This is a genomic window from Streptomyces olindensis (genome assembly GCF_040645895.1).
Classification (GTDB): Bacteria; Actinomycetota; Actinomycetes; order Streptomycetales; family Streptomycetaceae; genus Streptomyces; species Streptomyces olindensis.
The window spans coordinates 97,705-111,230 of record NZ_JBEYZD010000012.1; the positions used below are offsets into that span (position 1 = coordinate 97,705).

At 70.5% G+C, this 13,526-nt stretch carries 12 protein-coding genes and 1 pseudogene; 6 read left to right on the top strand and 7 right to left on the bottom strand.

The window, feature by feature from the left end; genetic code table 11:
- Window positions 1–62: 62 nt before the first annotated feature.
- Window positions 63–3,056 carry a glycoside hydrolase family 35 protein gene (locus ABZ948_RS10205; protein ID WP_359758467.1) on the bottom strand — a complete coding sequence of 998 codons (2,994 nt, stop codon included), beginning with the start codon at window positions 3,054–3,056 and terminating at the stop codon, window positions 63–65.
- 308 nt (window positions 3,057–3,364) lie between these two features.
- Between ABZ948_RS10205 and ABZ948_RS10210 the strand changes: the two genes are divergently transcribed.
- Window positions 3,365–4,018, top strand: a complete 654-nt coding sequence (locus ABZ948_RS10210) for a DUF4360 domain-containing protein (protein WP_359758468.1) — start codon at window positions 3,365–3,367, stop codon at window positions 4,016–4,018.
- A 71-nt stretch (window positions 4,019–4,089) separates the two neighbouring features.
- On the opposite strand, the gene ABZ948_RS10215 is transcribed toward ABZ948_RS10210, so the two are convergent.
- On the bottom strand, window positions 4,090–5,199 hold the full coding sequence (locus ABZ948_RS10215) for an FAD-dependent oxidoreductase (protein ID WP_359758469.1): 1,110 nt from the start codon (window positions 5,197–5,199) through the stop codon (window positions 4,090–4,092).
- Window positions 5,200–5,271: 72 nt separating this feature from the next.
- On the opposite strand from ABZ948_RS10215, the gene ABZ948_RS10220 reads away from it, so the two are divergent.
- A complete protein-coding gene (locus tag ABZ948_RS10220; protein ID WP_359758470.1) occupies window positions 5,272–5,997 on the top strand; it encodes a TetR/AcrR family transcriptional regulator in 726 nt (241 codons plus the stop codon).
- On the opposite strand, the pseudogene ABZ948_RS10225 reads toward ABZ948_RS10220, so the two are convergent.
- A pseudogene (locus ABZ948_RS10225) lies at window positions 5,958–6,109 on the bottom strand (alpha/beta fold hydrolase); the annotation flags it as partial. The gene ABZ948_RS10220 and the pseudogene ABZ948_RS10225 overlap by 40 nt on opposite strands.
- Before the next feature lie 67 nt (window positions 6,110–6,176).
- Here ABZ948_RS10225 and ABZ948_RS10230 point away from each other — a divergent pair.
- On the top strand, window positions 6,177–6,728 hold the full coding sequence (locus tag ABZ948_RS10230) for a YciI family protein (RefSeq protein ID WP_359758471.1): 552 nt from the start codon (window positions 6,177–6,179) through the stop codon (window positions 6,726–6,728).
- A 105-nt stretch (window positions 6,729–6,833) separates the two neighbouring features.
- On the opposite strand, the gene ABZ948_RS10235 is transcribed toward ABZ948_RS10230, so the two are convergent.
- From ABZ948_RS10235 to ABZ948_RS10250, 4 genes are all read right to left on the bottom strand, one after another.
- Complete coding sequence (locus ABZ948_RS10235) at window positions 6,834–8,717, bottom strand: caspase, EACC1-associated type (protein WP_359758472.1); 1,884 nt, start codon at window positions 8,715–8,717, stop codon at window positions 6,834–6,836.
- Window positions 8,714–9,175, bottom strand: a complete 462-nt coding sequence (locus ABZ948_RS10240; protein WP_359758473.1) for an effector-associated constant component EACC1 — start codon at window positions 9,173–9,175, stop codon at window positions 8,714–8,716. The genes ABZ948_RS10235 and ABZ948_RS10240 overlap by 4 nt, the downstream gene beginning before the upstream one ends.
- Window positions 9,176–9,359: 184 nt before the next feature.
- Window positions 9,360–9,542 carry a DUF397 domain-containing protein gene (locus ABZ948_RS10245; RefSeq protein ID WP_359758474.1) on the bottom strand — a complete coding sequence of 61 codons (183 nt, stop codon included), beginning with the start codon at window positions 9,540–9,542 and terminating at the stop codon, window positions 9,360–9,362.
- A complete protein-coding gene (locus ABZ948_RS10250) occupies window positions 9,539–10,381 on the bottom strand; it encodes a helix-turn-helix domain-containing protein (RefSeq protein ID WP_359758475.1) in 843 nt (280 codons plus the stop codon). Before ABZ948_RS10250 ends, ABZ948_RS10245 begins: the two co-directional genes overlap by 4 nt.
- 130 nt (window positions 10,382–10,511) lie before the next feature.
- Here ABZ948_RS10250 and ABZ948_RS10255 point away from each other — a divergent pair, with 130 nt between their 5' ends.
- From ABZ948_RS10255 to ABZ948_RS10265, 3 genes are all read left to right on the top strand, one after another.
- A complete protein-coding gene (locus ABZ948_RS10255) occupies window positions 10,512–11,015 on the top strand; it encodes an ATP-binding protein (protein ID WP_359758476.1) in 504 nt (167 codons plus the stop codon).
- 95 nt (window positions 11,016–11,110) lie between these two features.
- Complete coding sequence (locus ABZ948_RS10260; RefSeq protein ID WP_359758477.1) at window positions 11,111–12,106, top strand: arabinan endo-1,5-alpha-L-arabinosidase; 996 nt, start codon at window positions 11,111–11,113, stop codon at window positions 12,104–12,106.
- The gene (locus tag ABZ948_RS10265) at window positions 12,088–13,524 is read left to right on the top strand and encodes a family 43 glycosylhydrolase (RefSeq protein ID WP_359758478.1); all 1,437 of its coding nucleotides are present in this window, start codon (window positions 12,088–12,090) and stop codon (window positions 13,522–13,524) included. Before ABZ948_RS10260 ends, ABZ948_RS10265 begins: the two co-directional genes overlap by 19 nt.
- The last annotated feature ends 2 nt before the right edge of the window (window positions 13,525–13,526 follow it).

Sequence of the window (13,526 nt, forward strand, 5' to 3'; positions counted from 1 at the left end):
AAGGGCCCACACGGTGAACCAGCGTCCCGGAGAAGGCAAGGCACGGGTACGGCTCGATCCGGTCACACCGGCTTGACGGGCACTCCTCCGGCCGCCGCGCCCAGCAGCGTCAGCCGCACGTCCCCCGGCCCCGACGGTGTGGTCCCGTCGGACAGCACCGCCAAGGCCAGTGTGTTCGCGCCACGTGTGCGCAGGATCCCGTTCGGCAGCACGAACGTGTGCTGCGGCCCTACGTCGTTGATGTACTGCCCCATGTTCCAGCCGTTGAGGAAGATCTGGACGCGGTAGGCCCGCTCCGGGTCGTCGTCGAGGACCAGTCCGACGGAGGCGTCCACGCCCGGGTCGACGTCCAGCCGGAAGCGCGTGCGGTACCAGGTGACGCCCTGCCTCCGGCCGGCCCCGGGGGAGCCGGTCTCGTCCCAGTCCCCGTCGTCGTGCTCCGGCAGGTGCCAGCCCTCGCGCTCCCCGTACAGCCCGCCGTTGTTCATCGGCCCGCGCACGGGGTCGGGTGTGGACGCGCCCTGGATCCGCCACGTCACCTCGGGGGAGGCGCCCTCGAAGGTGACGGCGGTCAGTCCGCGCGCGGCCTTGTGCGTGTCGAGCGCCCTGCCGTCCATGTCGTGCTGCATCGGCCGGACGAGCACGGACAGGACGTGCCGCTCCCGGCGCCCCTCCCGGCTCTCCTCACGGCTCTCCTCCCGGAATCGCTTCCGCATCTCCTCCGGCAGCCGGAAGGCGGCCTTCGCGGTCCACGTGCCCTGTCGCGCCCGCTCCTTGTCCGGCACCGGCATGCGGTGCGTGCCCAGCGGCTCGCCGTCCAGCCAGGCCATCAGCAGGCCCTGCGTGCCCGTGCTGTAGGAGAGGGCGACGGACGCGAGGGCGCTGTCACCCTCCCACTCGCCCCGGTACCAGACGTCGCCGTAGTGGAAGCCGTAGTCGTCGGCGAACAGGACGGGCTGTCCGTCGGGCACGGGGGTGGTGCTGAAGGTCGTCTTCCGGTCGGCCGTCGTCCAGCCCGAGTCGTCGAAGTCGGGGGCGGCCTCCGGGTTCTCGGTCCGCCGCCGCCAGCCGTCCAGGGCGGGCAGGGCCGGCCGGATCACGCCGGGCAGCGGCTTCAGCGCCAGCAGACTGCCGGAGGCGCTGATGCGGCAGGGCACCGGGCGCCCGTTCCAGGTGACGTGGGTGATCCCGCGCGGCCCCCACACCTCCAGGCCGGTCGCGCCGATGGTGTCGCCGGTGAGGTGGACGGTGGAGCCGCGCAGTTCGGCCGAGCGCAGCAGGGCCGGGCCGTAGACGAGGAGCGGGCCGGACGGCGTCTCCCAGGGCCACAGCCGCAGGGCGGTCGCGTCGTCGGCGAACAGCACCAGCATCGGCGTGTCCACGCCGTCGCCCTCGACCCGCACCCGGCTCAGCCCGCCGGCGCCGAGCGGCGCCGTGATGTTCAGCTTGCCGAGGTTGTAGGCCCAGGCGGGCTCCGCGTCCAGCCGCATGGGCGTCGGCTCGTCCGCGCACTCCAGCACGACCTGTGCCATCTCGCCCCGGCGGCCCGCGAAGACGGCGATGTCCTGCCGCCCTGCGGTCAGGCTCACCATGGGCTGCACGGTGGAGTGCACCAGCGTCCGCCTGCCGAGCTTCAGCCCGGCGGCGAGCAGCTTGGCGTCCCGCGCCGGGACGGTGACCGGCACGTCGATCCCCGCGTCCGGCAGCGTCGTGGAGACCGCCTCGCCGGAGTCGTTGCGCAGGACGTAGACGTGGGCGCCGGTGTCCGGGTTGGCCAGGTGGTAGACCTTGACCCGCTCGTCGGTGGCGCGCACGGTCCTCGCCCGGTTCAGCTTGGCGAGATCGGGCACGTGCCGCAGCAACTGCCCGATCTGGTGCATCGGGGCGAGCTTCGGGGTGGCGTTGCGGGCCTCGTCGAAGGCGGCGCCGTAGTCGTACGACGTGTAGACCGCCGGCGCGGGCAGCCAGCCCCAGGAGGTGCCGCCGAAGGTCATGTAGACGTTGTGCAGCGTGATGCCGTTGGCGAGGTTGGTGAGGTAGAAGCGCCGCTCGTACGCCGCGTCCCTGGTCCGGCGCGCCTCGGCGTACCCCTTGCCGTCGAACCAGGACCCGCCCCACGGGTCGAACCAGCCGCCGCCGAACTCCGGCACGAACCCGGGGGTGCGCGGACTGGCCGTGGCCCCGCCCTTCGCCCCGCCGGTCCCGAAGTGGCCCCAGTCGGGCGGCACCTCGTCCGGCTCCGGGTACCCGTCGAAGCCGTACAGCCAGCGGCCCTTCTCGCCGCCGGTGCCGAAGGACCCGGGCGCCCAGTACCCGTTCCTGCCCTTGTCGTTGTGGAACAGCGGCACGTCGATGCCGTCGGCGCGGACCTTCTCGTACAGGTACGACATGTAGGCGCGCCCGCTCGGGTCGTCGACGTGCGCGTCGTACTCGTTCTCGATCTGGTACAGCAGCACCGTGCCCGTGCCCCGCGTGAACAGCCGTTTGGCGACGATGGCGTTGACGGCGGTCAGCCACTCGTCGACGTAGCGCAGATACGTCGGGTCGGAGGTGCGGGCCCTGCCCTCGGTGGCGGTCAGCCAGCCGGGGAAACCGCCGGCGTCGACCTCGGCGTTGATGTACGGGCCGGGCCGCAGGATCACGTACAGGCCGGTCTCGGCGGCCGTGCGCAGGAACAGGTCCAGATCGCGCACCCCGGTGAAGTCGTACCGCCCGGGGGCGGGGGAGTGGTGGTTCCAGGCGACGTACACGCTCACGGCGTTGTAGCCGTGCGCCCGCATCTTCTCCAGCACGTCCCGCCACAGCGACGGGCTCGGCAGCCGGAACGGGTGCATCTCGCCCGACCAGAGCACCAGGCGCCGGCCGTCGATGACGAGGGAGTACCGGTCGAAGCCGATGGTGTGCCGCCTGCCGTCCGCGCGCGGCACGGGCGGCGGCGGGCCGGTGGGTACGCTCCGTGCCTGGTTGGCGGAGGTCGGCGACCCGCTGCCGGTCAGCGCGAAGCCGAGTGCGGCCGTGCCGGCGAGGGCGTGGAAGGTACGCCTGCTGAGCTCCAAGGGAGCGCCTCCTGCTGTGCTGCACGTGATCCTCATCGCGTGGAAGGCACCTTATGCGCCCGGGGGCATGGCTCGCCCGGCGGGCACGGCGGCTGCTCCCTCGGGCCGGCCCGGCCGCTGTGAATCACCGCCGGTGTGAATGGCCGGAGAGCGACCTGGCCGGACCCCGTTCCGCTGCGTACGATGCGACCGCTCCCGGCCTTCACAGCTCCTCCATGGAATGGTCACAGGTCGGGGGTGCGTGCGCTGTCGCCTTGTCATGCGCATGCCATTCAACGATCCACCCCCCACGAACGGATGGGAGAACCATGGCCGGTGGCCTGCTCCTGAGCGGCGCGATCGCCGCGCTGCTCACCAGCGCACTTCCCGCGCAATCCCCGTCCTCCGGGTTCGTCGACCCGCCCCCGGACAAGATCGTCATCAAGGTCGCCACGGTGAACGGCTCCGGCTGCCCGCAGGGCACCACCGCGGTCGCCGTCTCCGAGGACAACACGGCGTTCACGGTCACCTACAGCGATTACCTCGCGCAGGCCGGCGGGGGCTCCGACCCGACCGCGTTCCGCAGGAACTGCCAGCTCAGCCTGATCGTCCACGTGCCCCAGGGCTTCACGTACGCCATCGCCAGCGCCGACTACCGGGGCTTCGCCTCACTCCAGCGCGGCGCGAGCGGCTCCCAGCGGGCCTCGTACTACTTCCAGGGCTCGCCGAGCACGGTGACCAGGAACCACCCCTTCAACGGCCCCTACAACGACAACTGGCAGGCCACGGACGAGACGGACTGGGCCCAACTGGTCTACGCGCCCTGCGGAGTCCAGCGCAACTTCAACATCAACACGGAGCTGCGGGTCAACGCCGGTACGCAGGCGGCCGACAAGGTCAGTTTCATGACGATGGACTCGACGGACGGGGACATCAGCACGGTGTACCACATGGCGTGGAAGGAGTGTCCGGGGAAGTCCTGACGGGGTGAACGCCCGTGGTCCGGAGTCGAGACGGTTCCGGACCGCGGCGGGGTGAGCGCGTGTGAGGTGGCTCAGTCGGGACGGAAGAACGCGAGCATCTTCCGGGCGGCGTCCGGTGACGCCAGCAATGCCTGCATGTTCGCGGACATCCGGGCGGCGGCGGCGGTGCGTTGGAACATCTCGCGTTCGTATTCCTTGACGGCGGTGGGAAAGTCGTCCGGGTGTGCGGCCAGCGCGAGACCGAGCAGGGCGCCGTCGAGCAGCGCCATGTTGGCGCCCTCTCCCACCGGCGGCATCAGGTGCGCGGCATCGCCGACCAGCGTGACCCCCGGCGTCGACGGCCAGGTCAGTCCGGGCGGGAGTGCGGTGATCGCCCGGGGCACGACCGTGTCGTCGCAGGCCGCGATCAGCGCGGTGAACCGCGAGTCCCAGCCGGGGAGCAGCTCGATCAGCCGCGCCCGGGCGGCAGCCGGGTCGTCGAACGGGATCCCGCTGGTGGCGAACCAGTCCTCGGCGGTGTGGTAGAAGCCGATGCCGATGCGAACGCGGCCGTCGCCGTTGCGCTGCGCCGCCAGGGATATCCCGTCGCCGAGCACCCAGTAGGTGCCGCGCCCGACCATCGCCGCGAGGTCGGGGTGCGTGCGGTCGATGTCGGGGATGCCGATCTCGACGACGTTGTGGCCGGTATGCGCCGGGCGGGCGTCGGTGAGCAGCGCGCGGACCCGGGACTGCGCGCCGTCCGCGCCGACCAGCAGGTCGTACGTCGCACTGCCGCCGTCGGCGAAGTGCAGCAGGCCGTTGTCGGCGGATCGGAACGCGTGCCCCCAGCGCACCATGTCCTCGGGGAGCGCGTCCAGCAGCAGCTTGCGCAGATCGGCGCGGTCGACCTCGGGTCGATCGAGCGGGGCGTCGTCGGGTGTGTCCTCCTGGAGCAGCAGGGTGCCGTCCGGCTCCAGAAGGCGCATGTCCTGACCTTCACCGCGGGCGATCGCCTGGAACTCGTCGATCAGTCCGGCCTCGCGCAGCGCTCGCTGGCCGGAATGGATGTCGAGCATGCCGCCCTGATCGCGCGCATCGCGAGACGTCTCACGTTCGTACACGACGGCGTCGATGCCGTTCACGTGCAACACCCGGGCAAGGGCCAAGCCGCCCAGGCCGGCTCCGGCAATAACGATCACCATGGACGCCCTCTCCTCGATACGCCGTACTGATCAATACACTGTATCGCCCCGATGCGATGTATCGTAAGCGGCATGTTGGTGTGGGAAAGGCCAGAGCCGCCGAACCGACCCGTGCCCGCCCCGCTGGATCGGGAGCGGATCGTGCGAGCGGCGATCCAACTGGCCGACGCGGACGGCCTGGAGGCGGTGTCGCTCCGCAAAGTCGCCACCGCGCTGGGCGTCGGGCCGATGCGGCTGTACAGCTACATCGACAGCAAGGAGGAGTTGCTCGACCTGATGGTCGACGCCGCGTACGCCGAGATCCGGCCGGCCGGAGACAGCTGGCGGGAGGTGCTCCGGTCCCTCGCCGAAACCACCCGGCAGGCCGCTCATGAGCACGAGTGGCTCGCCGATCTGCTCGGTGGACGACCGCAGCTCGGGCCGCACGCGCTGGCCAGGGGCGAGGCGGTCGTGGCCGCGCTGGACGGCGTCGACGTGGACGACGTCATGCCGGTGGTCACCGCGGTCGACGCGTATGTGATCGGCGCGGTGCGCCGGGAGATCGCCGAGCGGCGTGCCGAGCGGGCCACCGGGATGGACGAGAAGCGTTGGCAGGCCTCACTCGGGCCCTATCTGGAGCGAACCTTCGCCACCGGCCGCTTCCCCACGCTGGCCACGGTGGTGCGCGATGCCGCCCACCTGGACGCCGACGAGACCTTCCGGATCGGCCTCGGCTTCTTGCTGGACGGCATCGAAGCCCGGGTTGTCCGGGGACCGGTGCCGGTCAGCCGTGGATCGACGGCGACCTCCGTGAAGTAGGCGGGCGAGGTGGCGCCCAGCCCGTGCACATAGACGCGCGGCGGCTCCTGCCCCGGGGCAGCTCGACCCAGCGGATCAGATCGCCCTCGGGCGTAACGGCCGCGCTGTGCACGGTGTGTCTCTCTCTTGTGGTCACGACGATGGGAGGCACGAGAGTAGTCACTGAGGTTGGATGAGCCATGGAGTTCTTCTGCTATCACCGTGACCGGGCCGGCTCTCTGCCGCTGCGTGTGGAGTTGGGGGAGGCGCACTGGGCCTATATGGACCGGTACGAGGCGGAGTTGATCGCCCGGGGGCCGACCTTCGGCGCGGACGGGGAGACGCCTACCGGGAGTGTGCACATCGTCGACCTCCCGGATCCCGCCGCCGCCCGCGCGTTCGCCTTCGACGAGCCCAACTACCAGGCGGGCGCGTACCGGGACGTGCTGATCCGGCGGTGGCGGAATCTGCTGGGGCGGACCATGTGGGAGTTTCCCGGTGGGCGGACCGGCGGGAAGCGGTACCTCGTGCTCGGGTTCGGCTCGGGGGACGGTGTCGACCTCGATGTGCCGGACGACTTGAGGGAAGACCTGATCGCCTACGGGCCGCTGCTGTCCGACGACGGTGCCGTGTGGGTGGGTACGGCGGCACTCGTGCGGGCTGCGGATGCGGAGGCAGCCGGAGCGGTGCTGACCCGGGACGCGTATGCCGGTGTCGAGGTGCACGACTGGGAGTTCGGCGGGCGGAGGTGAGGGACGGGGCGACGGGGTTCCGGCCTGCCCCGCTTATGGGTGCTGGTAGGGCCGCCCCAACCTCGTTGTGGAGTCGATGGTGCGGGCCGCTCTGTCGGTTCGGCTTCAGGAGAGGTCGACCGCGAGGGTGTAGAAGCGGGTCGTCTGGTCCTCGCGGCTGTTGTCGTCCGACACGAGGTACAGCGCGCGGCGGCCCCCGTGCTTGCCCGCGGTGAAGCGCGGGCCGAGGGCCATCCCCTCGGCGTTGTCGAGGAGGGGGTTGCTCTGCGGACCCTTGGCCCTGGCGCCGGACGGTGGGCAGTCGCCCACGTCGACCAGTTCACGTTTGGGCGCGAAGGCGTCGGCCGGTTGGGCCGCCAGGGACGGGACCCGGGTGACGTCCGGCAGCCCCGCGAACGACGTCTCGTAGACCTGGATGCTGTTGCCCTGTCCCTTGACGAAGCCGCGCTCCAGGGCCAGGAAGCGTTCCCCGTCCCCGATCGGTACGAGGTCCGCGAGCCGCAGCCCGGAGTCCGTCTCGTAGGCGATCTCGCCGTCCAGGGAGTACCGGCCGCCCGGCTGCCCGGTGTAGCGCAGGACCCGGATCAGATTGCGTCCCTGGTGCGTGCCGTCGCGGCTGAGCGGGGCCTCCAGGCCGACGTAGAGGTGACGGCCGTCCGGGGTGAGGGCCAGCGACTCGAAGATGGAGTTCGTCGTCGTCTGGCCCGCCGGCGCGATACGGAAACGTTCCGGCACCGGGAAGTCGGCCAGCTTCTCGCCGGTCGTGAGGTCGAAGCGGCTGACGGACGGCCCGGCTTCGGAGGCCACCAGGACGGTGCTGCGGTTCTCTTCCAGGGCGATGGCCTCGCCGTCGAAGTCCTGCGGGCCGAAGGCGCGGCCCCCGCGGTCGGTGAGGCGCGTCATCGCCGCGGGCCGGGGTGTGGGCTTCCCGCCCGGTTCGCCGAGCGACAGGGTGTACAGCACGGGCTGCGCGCTGTCGCTCAGCGACAGCGCGGTCGAGGGTCCGGTGAGTGCGAGCGAGGACAGGCCGTGGATCTGCTGCCCCTGGAACCGCGCCTTGTCCAGTGCGTCGGAGAAGCCGAGCAGCGAGGCTCGCGGCGAACAGACGTCGGACGGGATCCTGCCGCTGTCCGCGGCCAGCGTCACGCCCGGTACGACGGCCGTGGCGAGGGCGGCGGCGACGTACCGCCGCCAGAGCGGGGGCGGCGGGGGAGAGGTGGAGAGCAGCGGGGCGGCGAGGTTGCGGACGAAGGGCAGCCGGCTGATCCGGCCGTTGTCCTGCTGCTGGGGTCTGGGACGCCCCCGGCGCTCCAGAGCGTCCTGGACCTGCTGGTAGATCATGTCCAGGCTCAGGTACGGCGCGGCCTTCTGCCCGTCCGCGCCCGGGATCCCCTGCCGCAGCACCCGCACGAACTCGCCCGTGAACGCCGTGCACTCCTCCTTGCGGGGCGCGAGCGCCTTGGCGTTCGCCTCGGCGGACGTCAGCAGATAACTGTCGGCCATGCCCGGTGCCGCCACCGTCCGCAGCGAGGTCACCGGGCCGGCCATGTCTCCGACGGCGCGTCCGCTGTAGCAGCAGTCCAGGATGATGACGCGGCGACGAGCCCGGCTGTGCTCCAGGATCGCCTCCCGCAACTCGCTGTACAGCACCCCCGTGTGCCGGCGGTCCTCCCGCGACCCGACCATGGCCAGCCGCAGCGCGCCGTGCCGGTCCAGGAAGCCGTGCCCCGCGTAATAGACGATCAGCGTGTCCCTGGTCTCCGCCCCGGCCGCGTCGACGACCGGGTCGATCAGCTCGTCCGCCTTCGTCGGGTCGGGCACGGTGACGCACCGTGCCGCGGGCAGGCCCCAGATGCTCCGGTCCGTGAGCGCCTCCTTCAGCCGCGTCAGGTTGTTCGCCACGGTCGGCAGCTTCGGCATGTGCCGGTAGGAGCTGACGCCGATGAGAACGGCGGCGGAGGCGTGGGGGTCGGGGAGAGGGCCGGTCACCGGCGGTCGCCTTCGGGCGGCTGGTCGTCGGGGTGACGGCCGGTGCCATCGGGGTCGCCAGGACGGTACGGCGATGTCCCGTCCAGCCTCTCCAGGGCCCGCAGGAACGCCTCCACGTCCTCCGGGTCGGCACCGGCCGACAGGGTCATGCGGGTGCCGTCGCGTTCGACGACCACGGACGAGCGTGGCCGCTGGGCCCGCCGCCAGGCGAGGATCGCGATGCCCAGAGAGGCCATCTGGAACCCGGTGTCGAGGGCGAGCGCCAGGATGTCGACGAGGTCACCCATGGTGGTGTCGGAGGCTTCGTCCTCATCGTCCACGCCTTCGTCCGCGCCATGCTCGGTACACAGCGCGATGTCGGCATGGAGGCGCAGTTCGCGGTCTCTGATCAACCAGTCGTAGAGCTGCTTGAGTTCGCCGCCGTCGGGATCCTCGGGCAGCCGAAGTCTGACGTCCATGCCCTTCCTTCGCCCCCTGCCGGGTCGGGTCACGGTGGGATCGAAACGGGGTCAACCTCCTCGCGCAGTACGGAGGTTGCCCCACTCCCAAGCATACGTTCGTACGCCCCGGGGCGCCGCCACCGCGCACACGCTCGCGGACACGCGCCGACGGGTGGTGCCATCGCGGTGCTGTTGGGGGCAGTTACTCGGCGGTGTGCGTGAGGAAGGCGGACCAGGCGGTGGGGGAGAGGTGCAGTTCGGGACCCTGACGGATCTTCGAGTCCCGGATGTGGATCGTGTCCGGGGTTGTCGCGACCTCCAGGCAGTCGCCGGAAGCGCTGCTGCTGTAACTCGACTTGTACCAGGCCAGTTCGCTGGTGTTCATAGCTCTCCTCGCATGCGCTGCAACAGGCTCACGGAGTCTTCGAGGGAGAGAGCCTGTGCACGCATCCTGGCATACCTCCTCTGGAGCACGCTGACCACTTTCCGGTCGGTGACAAGCTGGCCGCTCTCTTGCCCTTCTAGGTAGGCGAACCACTGGTTCTCCGGTGTCTCCAGCAGATGGAACGGGCCTTGGAGTCCCGTGTGGGATTCGCGTACGAGCGGCATCACTTGGATTTCGACGTTGCGTAGCCGGGAGATCTCCAGCACGTGCTCGATGAGATCCCGCGTCACTGCCCCACCGCCTGTGCGTCGCAGGAACGCGTGCTCCTCGACGATGAAGCTGAACGCGGTGTTCGGCCGTTCCCAGAGCAACCTCTGCCGCTCGGCTCGTGCTGCCCATCGTTCCTCGATCTGCTGGTCGGCGAGTGGCGGCAGATTGTCGGCGGCCAGCGCCCGCACGTAAGCCTGCGTCTGCAACAAGCCGGGGACCATGCGGCACTCGTAGGTGCACATGGTGATCGCGGTCCGCTCCAGTGCCGCCCACCGCCGAAACCAAGCCGCCAACCCCGGCTGCCGCTCCAGACACCCCGCCGCCCTCTGCAACGCCCCCGTCCTCCCGAACACCTCCTCCGCGCGCTGCACGAACTCCGCATCCGGCATGCGCCGCCCCAACTCCACCGACGCCACCGTGTGTTTGGAGAACCGCACCAGCTCCCCGAACTCCTCCCTGCTCAACCCCGCGTGCTCGCGCAAGCCCTGGACCACCGCTCCGAACGTCCGCAGACTGTCCGACGACTCCGGCTCGCCACCCGTGCTCGTCCCCACCACGCCATCGACCACCGTCCGTCACCTCCCGCAGGCATGGTTACGGCTAGTCACCGGTACTGTCCAGTCCGTGACCGCGTACGCCGCCGCAGCGTACGCGGCGTCAGCCTGGAGAATCACCCTTCCCGGCCGCCAGATTGGGCGCATGACGCCACAGTCGCTCTCCCAAAACGCGGTTACCGTACGTGTGTTCAGGCAGCGCCTCAGCTCCACACCGCGCGGCGCCCGCCTCGCCCGCAGCCTCACGCTGAACCAGTTGCACACCTGGGGCATCCCCTACGGGACGGACGTCTCCGACGCGGTCGGCGCGATCGTGGCCGAGTTGGCGGCCAACGCCGTGACGCACGGGCGCGTGCCGGGGCGGGACTTCGAGCTGCGGCTGGGGCTCGTCACGGGCAGCGTCCGGGTGGAGGTGGCCGACACCCGCAGTGGGCCGCCGTATCCGCCCGCCAGGGGCGCCGTGCGGCAGCCTCGCCCCCTCGACGAGCACGGCAGGGGCTTCGTCCTGGTCGACGCGCTCGCCGACCGCTGGGAGGTGCTCGACCGGGAGCCGCCGGGCAAGACCGTGCGTGCCGAGGTCGATGTGCCGGGGTGGCTGTCCCTGCGCGGAGAACCGGCCGGTGACGACAGGCGCTGCGCGGACCATTGACGCGCAAGGGGTTCGATTCTACGGTCCGTTCGAACTTGCGATCGTTGTTCGAAATGCCGGACGGCGTTGTCACCCCCACCGCAAGGAGGACCCGCATGAGCCGCAGTCCCCGCACGCCCCGCCCCCTCCGCAGGCGAACCGCCCTGCTCGCCCTCCCCGCCGCGGCACTGCTCGCCCTGATCCCGAGCACGGCGTCGGCGTACCCCAACCCCGGCCGCGTCACCGGCGACGTCGTCACCCACGACCCGTCGATGATCCGCACCTCGTCCGGCCAGTACCTGCTCTACGCCACCGGCGGCGGCATCGCCAACAAGACCAGCGGCGACCGCACCGCCTTCAGAAACGGCGCGGACGCCTTCTCCAGCCGGCCGAGCTGGTGGCGGAACTACTCGTCCGTCCCGGAGGCCTGGGCGCCGGACATCTCGTACCAGGGCGGCAAGTACCTGATGTACTACTCGGTCTCCAAGTTCGGCTCGAACACCTCCGCCATCGGCCTGGCGACCTCCAGCACCGGCCAGCCGGGCAGCTGGACGGACCAGGGCACGGTCTACACCTCGAACTCCGCCAGCGACTTCAACGCCATCGACCCGAACCTCTTCGTGAACGACGACGGCAAGTGGTGGCTGTCCTTCGGCAGTTGGTGGACCGGGATCAAGATGATCCAGATCAATCCGTCCACCGGGAAGCAGCTCGGCACCAACACCACCCGCTACTCGCTCGCCTCCCGCCCCACCGGGACCAAGGCCGTCGAGGCGCCCTTCATCGTCAAGCGGGGCGGCTACTACTACCTCTTCGCCTCGTACGACACCTGCTGCAACGGCACCAGTTCGACGTACAAGGTGAAGGTCGGACGCGCCTCCAGCGTCACCGGGCCCTACCGCGACAAGAACGGCGTCGACCTGATGAACAACGGCGGCACGCCCGTCCTGGAGTCGCACGGCAGCGTCATCGGCCCCGGCGGCCAGTCGATCCTGAAGGACGCCGACGGCGACCTGATCGTCTACCACTACTACGACGGCAACGACAACGGCACGCCCAAGCTCGGCATCAACCTCCTGACCTGGAGCAGCGGATGGCCCGTCGCCTACTGACCCTGCTGGCGGCCCTGCTGCTCGCCATCGGCCTCGGCCAGCCCTCCGCGAGCGCCGCCTCCTTCTCGAACCCCGTCAAGGCCGTCAAGGGCGCCGACCCCTGGATCTCGTACCACGACGGCAACTACTACCTGGTGACGACGAGTTGGACCGACGTCCTCACCATCCGCAAGTCCGCCACCCTGGCCGGGCTCGCCACCGCGCCCAGCGTGCAGGCCTGGAAGGGCGACGCCGCCTCCCGCTGCTGCAACATGTGGGCGCCCGAACTGCACTTCCTCAACGGCCGCTGGTACCTGTACTACGTCGCCGGGCAGAACGTGTCCGACTACAACCCGACGCAGCGCAGCCACGTGCTGGAGAGCGCCGGGTCGGACCCCATGGGGCCGTACACCTACAAGGGACAGCTCAGCAACGCGTGGATGCTGGACCCGAGCGTGCTGAACGTGGGCGGCCGGCTGTACATGCTGGGCAGCGCCATCACGGGCGGCACGCAGAACCTCGTCATCGCCCCGATGTCCAACCCGTACACCGTCAGCGGCGCCTACTCGACGATCTCGACACCGACGCACGCCTGGGAACGCCAGGGCGGCACCGTCAACGAGGGCGCGGAGGTGCTCCAGCGCTACGGCCGTACGTTCCTGATCTACTCGGCCAGTGGCTGCTGGACGCCCGACTACAAGCTGGGCCAGCTCGAACTGACCGGCTCCGATCCGCTCTCCGCCTCCTCCTGGACGAAGAAGTCCACGCCCGTCTTCCAGCGCAGCGACGCCAACGGGGTGTACGGGCCCGGCCACAACGGCTTCTTCACCTCACCCGACGGCCGTGAGAACTGGATCGTCTACCACGCCAACGACTCGGCCTCCGAGGGCTGCGACAACGGCCGCACCACCCGTGCGCAGAAGTTCACCTGGAACTCCGACGGCACGCCGAACTTCGGCACGCCGGTGCGGCTGGGCGCCTCCCTCGCCGGGCCCTCCGGCGAGCCGGCCTCGGCCTCGACCACCTACACCGTCACCAACCGCAACAGCGGCAAGTGCCTGGACGTGGCGGGCGGTTCGGCGGCCGACGGCGCCAACGTCGCGCAGTACACCTGCAACGGCAACGCCAACCAGCGCTGGCGCCTGGAGGACCTCGGCGACGACACCCACCGCCTGGTCAACGTCGCCACCGGCAAGGTCCTCGACACCACCGGCTGCTCCACGGCCGACGGCGCCGACCTCCGCCAGTGGTCGTGGCTGAACAACACCTGCCAGCGGTTCCAGTTCGTGGCGACAGACGGTGGCCATGTCCGCATCGTCAACAAGGCCACGGGAAAGGTGGCTGACGTGGCCAACTGCTCCACGGCCGACAGCGCCGACGTACGCCAGTGGACCTGGCTCAACAACACCTGTCAGCAATGGAGACTGACGGCGGGGTAGTC

Bases quoted from the DNA above. Each gene is read 5' to 3' on its own strand.
- ABZ948_RS10265 (WP_359758478.1), top strand. From the start codon at position 12,088: ATGGCCCGTCGCCTACTGACCCTGCTGGCGGCCCTGCTGCTCGCCATC.
- ABZ948_RS10220 (WP_359758470.1), top strand. From the start codon at position 5,272: ATGTTGGTGTGGGAAAGGCCAGAGCCGCCGAACCGACCCGTGCCCGCC.
- ABZ948_RS10230 (WP_359758471.1), top strand. From the start codon at position 6,177: ATGGAGTTCTTCTGCTATCACCGTGACCGGGCCGGCTCTCTGCCGCTG.
- ABZ948_RS10240 (WP_359758473.1), bottom strand. From the start codon at position 9,175: ATGGACGTCAGACTTCGGCTGCCCGAGGATCCCGACGGCGGCGAACTC.
- ABZ948_RS10255 (WP_359758476.1), top strand. From the start codon at position 10,512: ATGACGCCACAGTCGCTCTCCCAAAACGCGGTTACCGTACGTGTGTTC.
- ABZ948_RS10245 (WP_359758474.1), bottom strand. From the start codon at position 9,542: ATGAACACCAGCGAACTGGCCTGGTACAAGTCGAGTTACAGCAGCAGC.
- ABZ948_RS10210 (WP_359758468.1), top strand. From the start codon at position 3,365: ATGGCCGGTGGCCTGCTCCTGAGCGGCGCGATCGCCGCGCTGCTCACC.
- ABZ948_RS10260 (WP_359758477.1), top strand. From the start codon at position 11,111: ATGAGCCGCAGTCCCCGCACGCCCCGCCCCCTCCGCAGGCGAACCGCC.
- ABZ948_RS10215 (WP_359758469.1), bottom strand. From the start codon at position 5,199: ATGGTGATCGTTATTGCCGGAGCCGGCCTGGGCGGCTTGGCCCTTGCC.